Source organism: Streptomyces sp. ISL-96 (assembly GCF_018614035.1).
Taxonomy (GTDB): Bacteria; Actinomycetota; Actinomycetes; order Streptomycetales; family Streptomycetaceae; genus Streptomyces.
Map to the genome: position 1 here is coordinate 45,638 of NZ_JAGGPA010000047.1, position 16,411 is coordinate 62,048.

The following is a 16,411-nucleotide window of genomic DNA, read 5'->3' on the forward strand; positions in this document are numbered from 1 at the left end:
GTCGCGAGATGAGAGCACCCGACCTGATACAGCGGTAATGGGGCTCACCTCCTAGGTGCGTGTGTACGGCCTGCCTGCGTGGGCGACGGCAACACTACATGATCAACTAATCGCTAGCCGAGGATCGGCAACAGCCCTGCCAGATGGGCCCGTTCGCCGCTGGCGCTGACCTTCGCGTCGTCGACGGCCGCGTCCCAGTCCGTACGCCCCGTGGCGAGGCGGATCCAGGTGAGCGGGTCGGTCTCTACGACGTTCGGCGGTGTGCCGCGGGTGTGACGGGGGCCTTCCACGCACTGGACGACGGCGTACGGCGGGACGCGGACCTCGACCGACCCGCCGGGCGCCTTGACGGCGAGGGCGTCGGCGAGGAGACGGGTGCAGGCGGCGAGGGCCTGGCGGTCGTACGGGACGGCGAGTCCGGCGGCGTGGTTCAAGTCGTCGGTGTGGACGATGAGTTCGACGGTGCGGGTGACGAGGTAGTCGTCGAGGCGCATGGCGCCGACGCGGGTCGCGAGGAGCCGGTCGTCGGGGGCGGTGGGCAGGAGCTCGGCGAGGCGGGTGCGGGTCCGCTCGTACAGCGCGTACAGAGCGTCGAGATCCGGGGCCGCCTCGCTGATCGACTTCGTGGCGTCGGAGATCTGCGCGGCGTGGGCGGCGGTGGCGAACGGCCACTCCTGGAGGGGGACTTCCTGCTTGGGCGGGGCAGGCTGTTCGAGGCAGCGGCTGACGGCGCCGACGGCCAGGGTGATGTGCGCGGCCAGGTCGCGGACGGTCCAGTCCCCGAGGTGGGTGGGGAGCGCGAGCTGCGCGGGCGTGAGGTCGCGCACGGCGTCTTGCACGTTGCCGAACTGGGCCAGGACGGCGGCGCGGATCTTACCGGCGTCGTAGCGGCGCGGGCGGGGGCGCGGGCGCTTCTGGTCAGCGGATGACATGGCCCGAGATTAGCGCGGCCGAACCGCTGCGCGGAGCTTTCCCCACCCCGCCCCTTCCCGAACTGGGGCGCTGCACCAGACCCCGGTCCTCAAACGCCGGACGGGCTGGATTGGCCGGGAGTTGGCTGGAGCTCCGCCCCCAGACCGCCGGAGGCCTGCGGGCGTGTCCTCAAACGCCGGACGGGCTGGGTGCGGCTGAGCGAAAGCCCCAGAGCACGGCACGCTCGTGGAGCGCGGCACCTTCGCGAAGCGCGGCACGTCTGCGTTCGCCGAGCACAGCTCGCTCCCGGAACGCGGCAACCTCGAGCTGGGGCACAGCCCCTGGGTCGAGGTGAGCCACCCCGCCCCCTCCAGCCCCTCCGGCGTTTGAGGAGCGGGCCTGGGCAGCCCCCAGTTTCGGGAAGGGGCGGGTAGGGGAACAAAAAACTCGGCCCTGGCCAACCAGCTGGCCAGGGCCGAAGTTGTCGCTTCAGGGACTCAGGCGAAAAGCGCCGGCAGCGTCGCCTCGTGCGCCGCACGCAGCTCGCTCAGCGGGATGCTGAACTCGCCCTGCACCTCGATCTCGTCGCCGTCCACGACACCGATCCGGGACACCGGCAGACCCCGCGCCCCACACATGTCGTTGAAGCGAAGCTCCTCGCTGCGCGGCACGGAAACAACCGCCCGGCCCGCCGACTCCGAGAAGAGGAAGACGAACGCGTCGAGCCCGTCCGGCACCACCAGCCGCGCACCCTTCCCACCCCGAAGGCAGGACTCGGTGACCGCCTGGATCAGGCCGCCGTCGCTCAGGTCGTGCGCCGCGTCGATCATGCCGTCGCGCGACGCCGAGATCAGGATCTCGCCCAGCAGCTTCTCGCGGTCCAGGTCCACCTTCGGCGGCATGCCGCCCAGGTGGTCGTGGATGACCTGCGACCAGGCCGACCCGCCCAGCTCCTCGTGCGTGTCACCGAGCAGGTAGAGGAGCTGGCCCTCTTCCGCGAAGGCGATCGGCGTACGCCGCGTCACGTCGTCGATCACGCCGAGCACCGCGACGACCGGCGTCGGGTGGATGGCGGTCTCGCCGGTCTGATTGTAGAGCGAGACGTTGCCGCCGGTCACCGGGGTGCCCAGCTGCAGGCAGCCGTCCGCCAGCCCGCGCGTGGCCTCCGCGAACTGCCACATGACGTCCGGGTCCTCGGGCGAGCCGAAGTTCAGGCAGTCCGAGATCGCGAGCGGCTTCGCGCCCGAGGCCGCGACGTTGCGGTACGACTCCGCCAGCGCGAGCTGCGCACCCGTGTACGGGTCGAGCTTCGCGTACCGGCCATTGCCGTCCGTCGCCATCGCGACACCGAGGTTCGTCTTCTCGTCGATCCGCACCATGCCGGCGTCCTCGGGCATGGCGAGCACCGTGTTGCCCTGCACGAACCGGTCGTACTGGTCCGTGATCCACGACTTCGACGCCTGGTTCGGGGAAGCGACGAGCCGCAGCACCTGCTCCCGCAGCTCCGCCGCGTTCGCCGGCCGCGCCAGCTTGTTCGCGTCGTCCGCCTGGAGCGCGTCCTGCCAGGCAGGGCGGGCGTACGGCCGGTTGTAGACGGGACCCTCGTGGGCAACCGTCCGCGGCGGTACGTCGACGATCTGCTCGCCGTGCCAGAAGATCTCCAGCTGCGAGCCGTCGGTCACCTCACCGATGACGGTGGCGATGACGTCCCACTTCTCGCAGATCTCCATGAACCGGTCGACCTTCCCCGGCTCCACGATCGCGCACATGCGCTCCTGCGACTCGCTCATGAGGATTTCCTCGGGCGAGAGGGAGGAGTCACGGAGGGGAACGGTGTCCAGCTCGACCCGCATGCCGCCGGAGCCCGCCGAAGCCAGCTCGGACGTCGCGCAGGACAGGCCCGCGCCACCCAGGTCCTGGATGCCCGCGACAAGCTCCTCGCGGAAGATCTCCAGGGTGCACTCGATGAGGAGCTTCTCCTGGAAGGGGTCGCCGACCTGGACGGCCGGACGCTTCGCGGGACCGGTCGACTCGAAGGTCTCGGAGGCGAGGACCGATACGCCGCCGATGCCGTCGCCGCCCGTACGGGCGCCGTACAGGATGACCTTGTTTCCGGGACCGCTCGCCTTCGCGAGGTGGATGTCCTCGTGCTTCATCACGCCGATGCATCCGGCGTTGACCAGCGGGTTGCCCTGGTAGCACTCGTCGAAGACGACCTCGCCGCCGATGTTCGGCAGGCCCAGGCAGTTGCCGTAGCCGCCGATGCCCGCGACGACGCCCGGCAGGACGCGGCGCGTGTCGGGATGGTCGGCCGCGCCGAAGCGCAGCGGGTCGACGACCGCGACCGGGCGGGCGCCCATCGCGAGGATGTCGCGGACGATGCCGCCGACGCCGGTGGCCGCGCCCTGGTAGGGCTCGATGTACGAGGGGTGGTTGTGCGACTCGACCTTGAAGGTCACGGCGTAACCCTGGCCGACGTCGACGACGCCCGCGTTCTCGCCGATGCCGACGAGCATCGCGTCGTTGACCGGGACCTTCTCGCCGAACTGCTTCAGGTGGACCTTGCTGCTCTTGTAGGAGCAGTGCTCGGACCACATGACGCTGTACATGGCGAGCTCGGCGCCGGTGGGGCGCCGCCCCAGGATTTCGCGGATACGCGCGTACTCGTCCTCCTTGAGGCCGAGCTCCTTCCAGGGCTGCTCGACGTCGGGGGTCTCGCCCGCGTGCTTGACAGTGTCGAGAGTCATGCGTTGACCAGCTTCTTCAGGATCGAGGTGAAGAATCCGAGGCCGTCGGTACGTCCCGTGCCGACCAGCGGCTCCACGGCGTGCTCCGGGTGCGGCATCAGGCCGACGACGTTGCCGGCGGCGTTGCTGATGCCGGCGATGTCGCGGAGCGAGCCGTTCGGGTTGACGTCCAGGTAGCGGAAGGCGACGCGGCCCTCCGCCTCCAGCTCGTCGAGCACGCGCTCCTCGGCGACGTAACGGCCGTCCATGTTCTTGAGCGGGATCTGGATCTCCTGACCGGCGGTGTAGTCCGCCGTCCAGGCCGTCTCGCTCGTCTCCACGCGCAGCTTCTGCTCGCGGCAGATGAAGTGCAGGTGGTTGTTCTGCAGCATCCCGCCGGGCAGGAGGTGGGCCTCGGTGAGGATCTGGAAACCGTTGCAGATACCGAGGACCGGCAGGCCGGCCTTCGCCTGCTCGATGATCGTCTCCATCACCGGCGAGAAGCGGGCGATCGCGCCGGCGCGCAGGTAGTCGCCGTACGAGAAGCCACCCGCGAGCACGACCGCGTCGACCTGCTTGAGGTCCTTGTCGCGGTGCCACAGCGAGACCGGCTCGGCGCCCGCGGTACGGACAGCACGGAGGCTGTCCTGGTCGTCGAGCGTTCCCGGAAAGGTGACGACTCCGATGCGAGCGGTCACTTCGACTCCTCCACCTTCACGGTGAAGTCCTCGATGACGGTGTTGGCGAGGAACGATTCGGCCATCTTGTGGATGCGGGCGAGGGCGGCGTCATCGACCGGCCCCTCGACCTCGAGCTCGAAACGCTTTCCCTGACGGACGTCCGCGATTCCCTCGAAGCCGAGACGGGGCAGTGCACGCTGCACCGCCTGTCCCTGCGGGTCGAGGATCTCGGGCTTGAGCATGACGTCGACTACGACGCGTGCCACTGGCACTCCCGGTGGTGGTGTGGTGCGAAGGCGGTTCCATCAGCGTACCCGGCTTGAAATTCTACGCGGGTAGATATGGGTCTACGCGGATCACGTTCCGGTATCAGGGGTGACAACCGGGCGGAAAATCCGGGGAAAATGGCCGCCTCCGATTGCGGAAGGACACGCGGACGGAATTAAATGGGCTTCACAATGCAATGGCTGTCGCTGTACAAAGGAATAGCGAGAAAAACAGCATTGCTCCAAATCAGCCGGAAGGCCGGCATCACCGCATGTCAGACGTCATGTCAGGCGTCATGTCGGACGCGGTAGTGCCGCAGGAAAGGACCGATATCCGTGGCTCAGCGCGTAGTGGTCACGCTCTCCGACGACATCGACGGAGGGGAAGCAGCGGAAACGGTCAGCTTCGGCCTGGACGGGAAGTCGTACGAGATCGACCTGAATCCCGCCAATGCAAAGAAACTGCGCATGGCACTGGAGCCGTACATCGAGGCGGGCCGAAAGCACTCGAAGTCGGGCAAGGTCTACCGCCACACCGCCGTGGCACCCGATCCGGCGGCCGTGCGTGCGTGGGCACGCTCGCACCAGATGGACGTGCCGGCGCGGGGCCGCATCCCCAAGAAGGTCTACGAAGCCTTCGCCGAGGCCTCGTAGGGCTTCGCGGACAGCTGCTGAGAGTCCGGGCGCCCGCCGACTTGCAATGCACCCCTGGTGATCGGCTAGAGTCTGGAACACGCCGAGGGGCAAGGCCGCAGGGCCGGACCTCAAGCAGCGTGCGGGTGTAGTTCAGTAGTAGAACATCCCCCTTCCAGGGGGAAGGCGCAGTGTGCAATTCCTGTCACCCGCTCTACATCGCTTACCAACCACTTCGGTGGATCAGGTACAGTGGTGGCACCAAATGCGGACGTGGCTCAGTTGGTAGAGCATCACCTTGCCAAGGTGAGGGTCGCGAGTTCGAATCTCGTCGTCCGCTCCATGAGTACGAAGGCCCCGGTCATTGCGACCGGGGCCTTCGTCGTTGTGTCCGTTGTTCTGTTGTTCGCCACTGACATTTGTCATATGCGTCCGTTTCCTTCTCCGTGGCGCGCGGCGAGCTCTTCGTGCGGGGCGGCTGGAGCGGGCAGTTGGGGGCGCACGAGGCGCTGGGCGCCGTCGCTACGGCGGTGGCCTGGACCGTACTGTCTGTATTCGCTGTGCGGCCGTGGTTCCGGTGGGAGCCGCGGCGGTAGGGGAATCAGCGGTAGGGGAATCGGGGGGACGACGGGGATGAAGGGCTTCTGGCGGAAGCGGAGCCAGGCGGCGAAGCTTGACCTGTACATGCGGGTGACGCTGTATCTGCTGCCGTGGCTGATCTCGACCGGGGCTCTGACGCCCCTCACCCAGGAGGTGAGCCGCGAACCCGGCGCCGTCGCGCTCGCGCGCGGGCTGCTCGTCCTGTCCGTGGCTCAGTGCGCGGTCTCGATGCACACCACTCACCACGGGCTCGCGCATTACGTCGACAGGGCCCCGGCGCCGTGGCGCTCGGCGGCCGTCGCGATCGGGCTGGGCGGGATTTCGGTGGGTTCGATCGTGGCCCTTCAGGCCACCGGCGGGATCGGTGACGGGAGGGCGATGGTGGCGATACTGCCGTACGCCCTGCTCACCACTGCCATGTCGACGTTCATGCTGTCGACCCTCCGGCGGCTGATGCTCGGGACCGTGGTGGCAGCGGCGCTGGTCGCGGGGGCGCTGGCCGCCACCGGGGCGGAGGCGGGGCTGGCGGTGGCCGGGGCGGTGGTCGTGCTCTTCGTGGGGCTGTTCGCGTTGCTGACCACGCGGTCCTCGGCCTGGTTCATGGCGGTGATCTGGGAGCTGGACCGGAACCGCGACGCCACCGCGCGGCTCGCGGTCGCCGAAGAGCGGCTGCGTTTCGGGCGGGACATGCACGACGTCATGGGGCGCAATCTCGCCGTCATCGCGCTGAAGAGCGAGCTGGCGGTGCAGCTCGCGCGACGCGGCAGGCCGGAGGCCGCCGACCAGATGGCCGAGGTGCAGCGGATCGCGCGGGAGTCGCAGCGTGAGGTGCGTGAGGTCGTACGCGGCTATCGGGAGGCGGATCTGGCCACCGAACTGGAAGGGGCGCGCGGGGTGTTGAGTGCGGCCGGCATCGAGTGCCTGATGGAGCAGGGGCGGCTGGGCGACGATCTTCCGCCGGGCGTGCAGTCGGCGCTCGGGTGGGTCGTACGGGAGGCGACGACCAATGTGCTGCGGCACGGGGACCCGCGCAGCTGCACGGTACGGCTGACGGCGGAGGGCGGGAGGGCGGTGCTGGTCGTGGAGAACGACGGGGCGGGGGACGTGTCCGCCGACGGCACTCCAGGGTCGGGGCTTGCCGGGCTCCGGGAGCGGCTGAGCGCGGTGGGCGGGACGCTGCGGGCGGGGCCGGGCGGGGACGGCACGTTCCGGCTGACTGCCGAGGTGCCGATGGGGCAGGTGGTTCCGGTGGAACCAGTGGTTCAGGAGGTGCTGCGGTGAGTGGTTCGGTGGTGAAGGGGCCGGTGCGGGTTCTCCTCGCCGACGACGAGCATCTGATCCGTGGTGCGCTCGCCGCGCTGCTCGGGCTGGAGGACGACCTCGTCGTCGTCGCCGAGGCGGCTACGGGGCCCGAGGCGATCGCGATGGCCCGGGCGCACCGGCCGGACATCGCCGTACTGGATCTGCAGATGCCGGGCGCCGACGGTGTGAGTGTGGCCACAACCCTGCGGGCCGAGCTGCCCGACTGCCGCTGCATGATCGTGACCAGCCACGGGCGTCCCGGGCACCTGAAACGGGCGCTCGCGGCGGGGGTGCGGGCGTTCGTACCGAAGACCGTCAGCGCACAGCAGCTGGCCGAGCTGATCCGGAGCGTACGGGACGGAAACCGGTACGTGGACCCGGAGTTGGCGGCCGACGCGATCTCCGCCGGGGACTCGCCGCTGACCTTACGGGAGGCGGAAGTGCTGGAGCTGGCGGCGGACGGGGCGCCCGTCGCGGAGATCGCGGAGCGGGCGGCACTGTCGCCGGGGACGGTGCGCAACTATCTGTCTTCGGCCGCCTCGAAACTGGGTGCGGAGAATCGTCATACGGCGGTGCGGCTCGCACGCGAGCGAGGTTGGGTATAGTGGGCATCGCAACACAGCGCATGCGGACGTAGCTCAGTTGGTAGAGCGCAACCTTGCCAAGGTTGAGGTCGCCAGTTCGAACCTGGTCGTCCGCTCAGAGTCAGAAGGCCCCGGTCATTGCGACCGGGGCCTTCTGCGTTGTCCTGGGTCGGGGCCCGTGCTGGGCCCCCGGACGAATTGCCGTGGGGCTCAGGCGGGTCTCGCTAGGACCAGCTGAGGCCGGTGAGGAGCTCGTACGCCTCCAGGTACTTCGCCCGGGTCGCGTCGACGATCTCCTGCGGGAGCGGGGGCGGCGGAAGCTCCGCCTTGCGGTCCCAGCCGGAGGCGGGCGAGGTCAGCCAGTCGCGGACGTACTGCTTGTCGTACGACGGCTGGGCGTGGCCCGGCTCCCAGATGGCGGCGGGCCAGAAGCGCGAGGAGTCCGGGGTCAGCACCTCGTCGGCGATGATCAGCTGGTCGCCGTCGAAGCCGAATTCGAACTTCGTGTCGGCGAGGATGATGCCCCGGTCGCGGGCGATGTCGCGGGCCCGGCTGTAGATGGCGAGGGTCATCTGGCGCAGCTGGGCGGCTGTCTCAGCGCCGACCTGGCGGGCTACTTCCTCGTAGCTGACGTTCTCGTCGTGGTCGCCGACCGCCGCCTTTGTCGCCGGCGTGAAGATGGGGGCCGGGAGTTCGGAGCCGTCGGTCAGGCCCTCGGGGAGGGCCAGGCCGCAGACCGTACGGGATTCGTTGTACTCGGTGAGGCCCGAGCCCGTGAGGTAGCCGCGGGCCACGCACTCGACCGGCACCATCCGCAGCGACTTGCAGACGAGGGTGCGGCCTTCCCAGTCGGCCGGGGCGCCGGCGGGCAGGTCGGTGGAGATCACGTGGTTCGGGACGAGGTCCGCGAGCTGGTCGAACCACCAGAGCGAGAGCTGGGTGAGGACCCGGCCCTTGTCGGGGATCTCCGTGGGCAGCACCCAGTCGTACGCGGAGATGCGGTCGCTGGCGACCATGACGAGGTCGCCGGCCTCGTTCTGGTAGAGGTCACGCACCTTGCCCGTGTGGAGGTGGGTCAGGCCCGGCAGCTGAAGCGGCTCGGGCTTTTCTACGAATCCGGACACGGTTCCTCCGCGTAGGTTGATCCAGGAGCGCTTCCGATTCTCCCGTATGCGGGGCCTGAGTGTCGGGGCGGGGCCGCCTGTGACCTCAGTCGCGTTTGCAGATGCGGTCCAGGAGGTTGGCCGTGGCTCGTTGGATGCGGGGGTCCACATGGCCCGGTCGGTCCAGGGCCGGGGACCAGGCGAACGTGCCGGAGGCGAAGACCAGGGCGCCGCTGGGAGCCCGGTAGAGGGATGTCTCCTGGTGGCGGCGGTGGCCCTCGCCGTCCTCGTACGGGGAGTGGGCGAGCAGGATGCGGTCCTGGTGCTCGGGGAGCTGGGTGCGGGGGAAATAGCGGTCGGCCTCGCCCGCGACCATGCCTTCGATCTCGTCGTTCTCGTGCGCGCCGGTCGAATCCCACAGCCAGTGGTCCGCGTTGCGTACGACCAAGGGGCGCGGCTCCGGGACCCGTCCGGCGTACTGGATGCCCATCAGCTGCTGCTCGGGGCGGTCGATCTCGCGCCAGAGGGCGGGCTTGCCGGGGGCTCGGCGTTTTCGGCAGGTGAGGAGGCGGTCGGGCGTGCCGGAGGGGGACGGGGCGAGCTCCACCTGCCAGTACATCGTGTTGGCGGAGAGGAAGACCAGGGATGTGCCTGCCTCGCGCGCGAGCTCTGTGGTGCGGCGCATGGGGGCCGACCAGTACTCGTCGTGGCCCGGGAAGACCAGGCCTCGGTAGCGGGTCGGGTCGATGCGGCCCGCGTGCAGGTCGCGGGCGTCGGCGTAGGCGAGGTCGTAGCCGTAGCGCTCGGCCCAGCGGATGAAGTCGTAGGCGTGGCCCACGTGGAGGGGCAGGCCGGCGCCGGCGTACGGGCGGTCGAAGGAGACGGTTGTGGCTGCCTCTTCTTCGCCCAGGAGGCGGCCCATGCTGTCCCACGCGTGGTAGAGGCTGGCGCCGGTGCGGCCGTCCTCCGGGTAGAGGTTGTACGCCTGCCAGGTGATGTCCGGCAGGAGGAGGAGCAGGTCGGCGGGGTGGCTGTCGCGGACTGTGAAGGGGATGTGGGAGCGGTAGCCGTCGGCGGTGGTGAGCACGGCGACGTACGCCCCGATGTTCCAGAAGTCCGGGATCTGCAGGCGCCAGGACAGCCACCAGTGGTGGCAGGAGACCGTGCGGTCGGCGGTGAGCGGGGCCGGCTGGACGATGCCGGGCAGGCGGGGGCTGGTGGTGATCTTCGCCGCGCCGTCGCCGCCGTAGTGGCCGATCCGGTAGATGTCCACGGAGAACTGCTGGGGCGGGTCTACCGTGATGTGGAAGTCGATCGCCTCGCCGGGGGCTGCCGCGCCGGGGGACGCGAAGCCCTTGATCTGCTGGCGTACGTCGTCGGCGGTGCGGGGGCTGCCGGTGGAGGCGGAGCGGGGCCGCGGGAACCTGGCTCCGGTGACCGGGTCGCGGTGGTCCGCGCCCTCCGTGGGCTCGGCGTACCAGGGGATGACCTGGCCGCTGTCGCCGAAGTAGGTCTCGCTGCCGCGCAGCCAGGGCAGCGGGCCCTGGCCGAACGGGTCCGACACGGCATGCGCGAGGGCGCCCGATTCCCAGCGCCGGATGAATTCGTCCCCCATGCCGCTTCCCTCCCTCGAGCCCCCGAGACAACTGTGATGCGCCACTTGTCAGCTACTGGTCCCCAGCACATCACATAACGCACGCACTCCGTCACCGTTCGTCGCGAATTGGCGAGAACGGAACGTAAGCCTCCGCATCGTGGGGGTCGTGATATGGGGCGCGGGGGCCTTTGCCGGGGCCTTTTGGCGGGGCCCTGGGGCCGGTGCCGCGCCGGGGCGTCTCCTGGCACCGTGGCTCGCGAGGCGGAGCTGGGGGCCACCCGGTCCCGCTCAGACCAGACGGACTGTCTTCTCCGGGCGTACTCCCACCGTGGCCAGCCAGGAGCGCAAGGGTGCCGCGTCGCCGTCCTCCACGAGGCTCAGGACGTGGGAACCGAGGTCCGTGCGGCGCTCGCCGTCGATCAGGAGCGCCGGGCCGTCGAGCCAGTCCAGGCCCGGTACGGCGCCGGCGGTGTCGACGGCGGCGCAGCAGACCATCGCGGTGACATGGTCGGCCAGCAGGTCACGGCCGGTCCTCGGCGCCTGGAGCGGGAAGAGCGGGAGTGGTCCCCAGGGATCGCCGTCAGCGTCACCGAGCCCTAGCGGCGCGGGCGCCGGAGCGGCGGACTCCTCACGGGCGACCTCTGCCCCGATGGCGGCGGCGAGTGTCTCGGCCGCTGAGCTCTGGTTCCCTTCAGGGGTGGGATTTGACGTCGCCAGGTGGTCCATCACCCGGGTCAGGGTGGGGGCCGTGGAGCGGCGTGCGGCCATGGTGTCCAGGACTCGGTGCAGGCGGGCGGCGTCCGCGCGCCACTTCCGGTCCACGACCTCTTCCGGGTACTGGGCCCAGTCCACCGGCGACCAGTCCGGGCCCGGCTCGGCCGGGCCGCCGTGGAAGAGGCGGGCCGCGAGGAGCGAGGCGGCCTCGTCCACGGTGCCTGGCTCTTCGAGCAGGTCGCAGGCCGGGCGCTCGCCCAGGCGGGAGGCGAAGCCCTCTGCCAGGCGGTCGCGGCGCGAGAGTTCGGTGAGGGCGGAGACTACGCCGGCGTCGAGGCGCGAGGGCCAGCGGCCCATGCGCCAGGCGGGCAGCGCGACCCGGGTCAGGAGGCGGTCCCAGCCCGCGTACGCCAGGCCTACTTGCTCCTGGGCCACGATCCGCAGGCCGTAGTCGACGGTCTGGGCGCGCTCGGAGGCGGCCGTGGCTACGCCGCGCTCCATCTCGGCCGCGTGGACGCGGCAGCTGCGCAGGAGGAGTTTGGAGACCCAGCCGACGAAGCGGAGGGGGAGCCGGCGGAGCACTCCCTGGTCGGGGGCGGCTGCGACCGCGACTGCTGCGTCCAGGCCTCGTACGAAGCGGCGGGCGGCGGCTATGTCGGGGTGCGCCGAGGGGCCCGTACCGGCGACCACCGGGGCGAGCACCGCGCGCAGCTCGGCCACCCGCATCCACCACAGGAACGGGGACCCGATGACCAGCACGGGCGCTTCCGCGGTTCTGCGGCGTCGAGGGGCGGCGCCCGGTATGGACGATGCCGGGTGCGTGCGGTCCTCCAGCCAGCTGTCGCAGTCGGGGGTGAGCGCTATGGCCGACGGCACCGGTACCTCCAGGCGGTCCGCCAGGTCACGCACGAGCCGGTAGAGGTCCGGCGCCGAGCGTTCGGAGACCTCCACCGTCGGCGTTGTGGCGGGTCTCGCCCGTACGATCACGGCCCCTACGGCGGCGGCGGCCAGCAGCACCACCACCGCGACGATGGTCATCACCCAGCGCGCGGTGTCCCAGCCCCCGCCGACCGCATGCCCCGTCGCGCCGCCCACCAGCAGGACGACGGCGACGGCTGCGGGCAGCAGGGCGACGGCCAGCGCTCTGCCGCGGATGCGCAGCACAGCGAGAGCCCTGGAACGCGCGGACTGCGCGCCCTTCTCCACACCCATACCGGTACCGGACACGGCCGGACGTCACCCCCTTCGCCCTGCGACGGCTTTGCTCACTCCCCCACTGTGGCACCCGCCACTGACATCGCAATGTCGGTGGGGCCAAGTGCCGGAATGCTTGCGCCGCACCCTAGTTGGGGGTTCGGCGCCCGTCAGCCGGATGGCCCAGCGGTCACTCGATGGAATGGCTTTGGGGAAAGCTGCTGACGTTCGGATCGGTGGGGGAGCCGCTGGAGGCGGGCTGATCAGGCCTCGGCCGCTGCTTTCTGGGCGATGTCCGTGCGGTGCTGGGATCCGTCGAGGCGGATGCGGCTGAGTGCCGTGTACGCCCGCTCGCGGGCCTGGGTGAGGTCGGCGCCGGTCGCTGTGACCGAGAGCACGCGGCCGCCCGCGCTGACGATGGTGTCGCCCTCGCGCCTGGTCCCGGCGTGCAGGACGTACGCGTGGGGCGCATCCTGGGCCGCGACCTCGTCGAGGCCCTCGATCGGGTCGCCCGTGCGCGGCGTCTCGGGGTAGTTGTGCGAGGCGATGACGACCGTCACGGCCGCGTCGTCGCGCCAGCTGAGCGGCGGCTCGACGTCGAGCGTGCCCTGGGCGGCGTTGAGAAGCACGCTCGCCAGCGGAGTCCTGAGGCGGGCCAGGACCACCTGGGTCTCCGGGTCGCCGAAACGGGCGTTGAACTCGATGACCCGTACGCCCCGAGAAGTGATCGCCAGACCCGCGTACAGCAGACCCGAGAAGGGCGTGCCGCGGCGGCGCAGCTCGTCCACGGTCGGCTGGAGCACGGTCGCCATGACCTCGTCGACCAGCTTGGGGTCGGCCCACGGCAGCGGGGAGTACGCGCCCATGCCGCCAGTGTTCGGGCCCTCGTCGCCGTCGAGCGCGCGCTTGAAGTCCTGCGCGGGCTGGAGCGGGAGGACGGTCACGCCGTCGGTGATCGCGAAGAGGGAGACCTCGGGGCCGTCGAGGAACTCCTCGATGACCACACGGTCGCAGGCGAGCGCGTGGGCGCGGGCCGCCTCGATGTCATCAGTGACGACTACGCCCTTGCCCGCGGCCAGGCCGTCGTCCTTGACGACGTACGGCGCGCCGAACGCGTCCAGCGCGATGTCGATCTCTTCGGGGGTGGTGCAGACGTAGCTGCGGGCGGTGGGGACGTTCGCCGCGGCCATCACGTCCTTGGCGAAGGCCTTGGAGCCCTCCAGCTGGGCGGCTTCCTTGGACGGGCCGAAGCAGGGGATGCCGGCCGCGCGCACGGCGTCGGCGACGCCGGCGACGAGCGGCGCCTCCGGGCCGACGACGACGAGGCCGGCACCGAGCTCAGTGGCGAGCCTGGCAACGGCCGCACCGTCGAGGGCGTCAACCGGGTGCAGCTCGGCCACCTCGGCGATGCCGGCGTTGCCGGGGGCGCAGTACAGCGCGGTGACGTCGGGATCGAGGGACAGAGAGCGGCACAGGGCGTGTTCGCGGGCGCCGCCGCCGATGACGAGGACCTTCACGATGTGCAGCCTAGCCCGCGCGCCGCGCTCCCCCCGCCGGGCTACTCGTTCGTGAACTCCTCGACGACCGTCGCGCCCAGCTCCCGCACGATCAGGTCGTGGCCCGAAAGTGCCGAGTCGACCAGGTCCGCGTCGTCCTCTTCCGGTACGTCGTCCTCGATCGCCATCGGTGGGGGTGTGGGCGGGGGCGGGGGAGTCGGGTCCGCGGCGTAGGAGGCGCCTGTGGACGCCTCGGATGCCGGGCGCTGCGGGCCGGGGGCGGCGTGGGATGCGGCAGGGGCCGCGTGGGCCTGCGGGGCGGGCTGTGCCGGGCGCGGGGCCGGGGCGGGGGGCCGCCCGCCGAAACCGCCGCCGCCTCCGCCCGCGCCGCCGCCGTAACCGCCACCGCCGGGCGGCTGTGCGCCGCCGCCGCCGGACGGGTCGACGATCGACTCGATCTTCCACTGCACGTTGAAGGACTCGGCCAGCGCCTGCTTCAGCACGTCCTCGCTGCCGCTGCTCGCGAAGTTGTCGCGGGCGCCGGCGTTGATGAAGGCGATCTGGAGCGTGGTCCCGTCGAAGCCGCTGACCTGGGCGTTCTGGCTGAGCAGGATCCAGGTGAAGCGCCGTCGGTTCTTGACGGCCTCCAGGATGCCCGGCCACATGTTCTGCACCTGCAGAGCGCCCTGGGCGGACGACTGCGATACGGCGGGGGCAGCTGGGGCCGCGGCGGGCGTGGGGGCTGCCGCCGGCGCCGCGGCCTGCGGCTCCGGGCGGCCCTGGCCCGGTGCGGAGGCGGTGGGCCACCCGCCGGGCCGGCGCCCGCCGTCCTGCCCGCCGCCGCCTGCGCCGGGCCACGCACCGGGACGCTGCCCGGCCTCGGCGGCGGCCGGGACCGGCTCCGGGGCGGGGGCGGCCGCCACGGGCGCGGGCGCGGGCATCACAGGAGCAGGTGTGACGGCAGGAGCAGGGATGGGCGTGGGCGCGGGAACTCCATGGGCCTCGGGACCCGGTACGTACCCCATCGCCGGGCCAGGAGCGGCAGCCGCGGCCACGAACGCACCGCCACCACCCCCACCGTTGCGCTCAAGGCGGTCCAGTCGTGCCTGGAAGGAGCGCTCGTCGTCGAAGGCGGCGGGCAGCAGCACCCGGGCGCAGATCAGCTCCAGCTGCAGCCGCGGCGACGTCGCGCCCCGCATCTCGGTGAGCCCCGTGTTGACCAGGTCGGCGGCGCGGCTCAGCTCGGCCGCACCGAAGACCGAGGCCTGCGCCTGCATGCGCTCCACGACATCCGCGGGCGCGTCGATCAGGCCCTTCTCGCGCGCGTCAGGTACGGCGGCCAGGATCACCAGGTCACGCAGCCGCTCCAGCAGGTCGGCCACGAACCGCCGGGGATCGTTGCCGCCCTCGATCACCCGGTCCACGATCTCGAAGGCGGCCGCTCCGTCACCCGAAGCGAAGGCGTCCACGACCGAGTCGAGCAGCGAGCTCTCCGTGTACCCGAGGAGCGCGGTGGCCATGGCATATGTCACACCGTCGTCGGCCGCGCCGGCGAGCAGCTGGTCCATGACGGACATGGAGTCACGCACAGACCCGGCTCCGGACCGCACCACGAGCGGAAGCACTCCGTCCTCGACCGGGATGCCTTCCTTCCCGCACACCTCGCCGAGGTAGTCGCGCAAGGTCCCCGGGGGCACGAGCCGGAAAGGGTAGTGGTGCGTACGCGACCGGATGGTCCCGATGACCTTCTCGGGCTCGGTCGTCGCGAAGATGAACTTCAGATGCTCCGGGGGCTCCTCGACCACCTTCAGCAGGGCATTGAAGCCCGCCGGGGTGACCATGTGGGCCTCGTCGATGATGTAGATCTTGTAGCGACTGGCGGCGGGCCCGAAGAAGGCCTTTTCCCGCAGGTCACGGGCATCGTCCACACCACCGTGGGAAGCGGCGTCGATCTCGATGACGTCGATCGATCCACGGCCGTTGCGGGCCAGGTCGACGCAGGACTGACACTCACCGCACGGGTTCGGCGTGGGGCCCTGCTCGCAGTTCAGACAGCGGGCGAGGATGCGGGCGCTGGTCGTCTTTCCACAGCCCCGCGGCCCGCTGAACAGGTACGCGTGGTTGACCCGGTTGTTACGCAGGGCCTGCTGCAAAGGGGCAGTGACATGCTCCTGCCCGATGACCTCGGCGAACGACTCGGGACGGTAGCGGCGGTAGAGCGCAAGGGACGACACGTATACGAGGTTATCGGGACCCACCGACAACCGTCCCCGCCCAACGAAAGCGCCCCCCACGCACCCGCCAGAGCTCACTTACCCTTGCTGCCTTCCGGCCCTGGGGGAGTTCGGTGAGATAGCGCCACGTGAGGGGCTGGCCCCCACACTAGCGGATCGCCCCCCGGGAAAACGACCCGGACCCCCACCACCCGGAACACGTTCGCGAGCACTCCTCAACGTCTTGTATTGTTTGCGGCGGAGGATTCGCCTAGTGGCCTAGGGCGCACGCTTGGAAAGCGTGTTGGGGGCAACCCCTCACGAGTTCGAATCTCGTATCCTCCGCAGCTAGAAGGCCCGGACCGCTCACGCGGACGCTGTTGGTTAATTC

At 70.6% G+C, this 16,411-nt stretch carries 13 protein-coding genes, 4 tRNA genes, 1 other RNA gene and 1 pseudogene; 9 read left to right on the forward strand and 10 right to left on the reverse strand.

Annotated elements, in window-relative coordinates; translation table 11 throughout:
- Nucleotides 1-113 precede the first annotated feature (113 nt).
- Nucleotides 114-932 (reverse strand): maleylpyruvate isomerase family mycothiol-dependent enzyme, encoded by an 819-nt coding sequence (locus tag J7E96_RS27315; protein WP_215134852.1) that lies wholly within the window; start codon nucleotides 930-932, stop codon nucleotides 114-116.
- A 226-nt stretch (nucleotides 933-1,158) separates the two neighbouring features.
- Between J7E96_RS27315 and J7E96_RS27320 the strand changes: the two genes are divergently transcribed.
- Entirely contained in the window at nucleotides 1,159-1,302 is a 144-nt protein-coding gene (locus J7E96_RS27320) for a hypothetical protein (protein ID WP_215134854.1), read from the forward strand.
- Between the two features lie 107 nt (nucleotides 1,303-1,409).
- Here J7E96_RS27320 and purL read toward each other — a convergent pair whose 3' ends face one another.
- From purL to purS, 3 genes are read right to left on the reverse strand one after another with little or no spacing between them, the layout of a single operon-like run.
- A complete protein-coding gene (gene purL, locus J7E96_RS27325) occupies nucleotides 1,410-3,659 on the reverse strand; it encodes a phosphoribosylformylglycinamidine synthase subunit PurL (RefSeq protein ID WP_215134856.1) in 2,250 nt (749 codons plus the stop codon).
- Nucleotides 3,656-4,336, reverse strand: coding sequence for a phosphoribosylformylglycinamidine synthase subunit PurQ (purQ, locus tag J7E96_RS27330; RefSeq protein ID WP_215134858.1), 681 nt, complete (start codon nucleotides 4,334-4,336; stop codon nucleotides 3,656-3,658). The genes purL and purQ overlap by 4 nt, the downstream gene beginning before the upstream one ends.
- On the reverse strand, nucleotides 4,333-4,590 hold the full coding sequence (gene purS, locus J7E96_RS27335; RefSeq protein WP_374196723.1) for a phosphoribosylformylglycinamidine synthase subunit PurS: 258 nt from the start codon (nucleotides 4,588-4,590) through the stop codon (nucleotides 4,333-4,335). The genes purQ and purS overlap by 4 nt, the downstream gene beginning before the upstream one ends.
- A gap of 330 nt (nucleotides 4,591-4,920) precedes the next feature.
- On the opposite strand from purS, the gene J7E96_RS27345 reads away from it, so the two are divergent.
- From J7E96_RS27345 to J7E96_RS27370, 7 genes and pseudogenes are all read left to right on the forward strand, one after another.
- On the forward strand, nucleotides 4,921-5,238 hold the full coding sequence (locus J7E96_RS27345) for an Lsr2 family protein (protein ID WP_215134864.1): 318 nt from the start codon (nucleotides 4,921-4,923) through the stop codon (nucleotides 5,236-5,238).
- A gap of 121 nt (nucleotides 5,239-5,359) precedes the next feature.
- Nucleotides 5,360-5,431, forward strand: a tRNA-Gly gene (locus tag J7E96_RS27350).
- A gap of 53 nt (nucleotides 5,432-5,484) precedes the next feature.
- Nucleotides 5,485-5,560, forward strand: a tRNA-Gly gene (locus tag J7E96_RS27355).
- 124 nt (nucleotides 5,561-5,684) lie between these two features.
- A pseudogene (locus tag J7E96_RS37765) lies at nucleotides 5,685-5,813 on the forward strand (ABC transporter permease); the annotation flags it as partial.
- A 37-nt stretch (nucleotides 5,814-5,850) separates the two neighbouring features.
- Entirely contained in the window at nucleotides 5,851-7,098 is a 1,248-nt protein-coding gene (locus J7E96_RS27360) for a sensor histidine kinase (RefSeq protein ID WP_215134866.1), read from the forward strand.
- Between the two features lie 11 nt (nucleotides 7,099-7,109).
- Entirely contained in the window at nucleotides 7,110-7,724 is a 615-nt protein-coding gene (locus tag J7E96_RS27365; protein ID WP_215134885.1) for a response regulator transcription factor, read from the forward strand.
- 22 nt (nucleotides 7,725-7,746) lie between these two features.
- Nucleotides 7,747-7,819, forward strand: a tRNA-Gly gene (locus J7E96_RS27370).
- Nucleotides 7,820-7,927: 108 nt separating this feature from the next.
- On the opposite strand, the gene J7E96_RS27375 is transcribed toward J7E96_RS27370, so the two are convergent.
- The 6 genes from J7E96_RS27375 to ffs form a co-directional block, all read right to left on the reverse strand.
- A complete protein-coding gene (locus tag J7E96_RS27375) occupies nucleotides 7,928-8,827 on the reverse strand; it encodes a phosphoribosylaminoimidazolesuccinocarboxamide synthase (RefSeq protein WP_215134868.1) in 900 nt (299 codons plus the stop codon).
- An 85-nt stretch (nucleotides 8,828-8,912) separates the two neighbouring features.
- A complete protein-coding gene (locus tag J7E96_RS27380; RefSeq protein WP_215134870.1) occupies nucleotides 8,913-10,421 on the reverse strand; it encodes a N,N-dimethylformamidase beta subunit family domain-containing protein in 1,509 nt (502 codons plus the stop codon).
- Nucleotides 10,422-10,691: 270 nt separating this feature from the next.
- Complete coding sequence (locus J7E96_RS27385) at nucleotides 10,692-12,344, reverse strand: hypothetical protein (protein WP_215134872.1); 1,653 nt, start codon at nucleotides 12,342-12,344, stop codon at nucleotides 10,692-10,694.
- 230 nt (nucleotides 12,345-12,574) lie between these two features.
- The gene (purD, locus tag J7E96_RS27390; protein ID WP_215134874.1) at nucleotides 12,575-13,828 is read right to left on the reverse strand and encodes a phosphoribosylamine--glycine ligase; all 1,254 of its coding nucleotides are present in this window, start codon (nucleotides 13,826-13,828) and stop codon (nucleotides 12,575-12,577) included.
- Between the two features lie 41 nt (nucleotides 13,829-13,869).
- Entirely contained in the window at nucleotides 13,870-16,041 is a 2,172-nt protein-coding gene (locus J7E96_RS27395; RefSeq protein ID WP_215134876.1) for a DNA polymerase III subunit gamma and tau, read from the reverse strand.
- Nucleotides 16,042-16,083: 42 nt separating this feature from the next.
- Nucleotides 16,084-16,182: signal recognition particle sRNA small type (gene ffs, locus J7E96_RS27400), an RNA gene on the reverse strand.
- A 98-nt stretch (nucleotides 16,183-16,280) separates the two neighbouring features.
- On the opposite strand from ffs, the gene J7E96_RS27405 reads away from it, so the two are divergent.
- Nucleotides 16,281-16,365: transfer RNA gene (locus J7E96_RS27405), tRNA-Ser, on the forward strand.
- Nucleotides 16,366-16,411 lie beyond the last annotated feature (46 nt).

Coding starts and splice junctions, on each gene's coding strand:
- J7E96_RS27315 (WP_215134852.1), bottom strand. CDS start 932: ATGTCATCCGCTGACCAGAAGCGCCCGCGCCCCCGCCCGCGCCGCTAC.
- purL (WP_215134856.1), bottom strand. CDS start 3,659: ATGACTCTCGACACTGTCAAGCACGCGGGCGAGACCCCCGACGTCGAG.
- J7E96_RS27360 (WP_215134866.1), top strand. CDS start 5,851: ATGAAGGGCTTCTGGCGGAAGCGGAGCCAGGCGGCGAAGCTTGACCTG.
- J7E96_RS27380 (WP_215134870.1), bottom strand. CDS start 10,421: ATGGGGGACGAATTCATCCGGCGCTGGGAATCGGGCGCCCTCGCGCAT.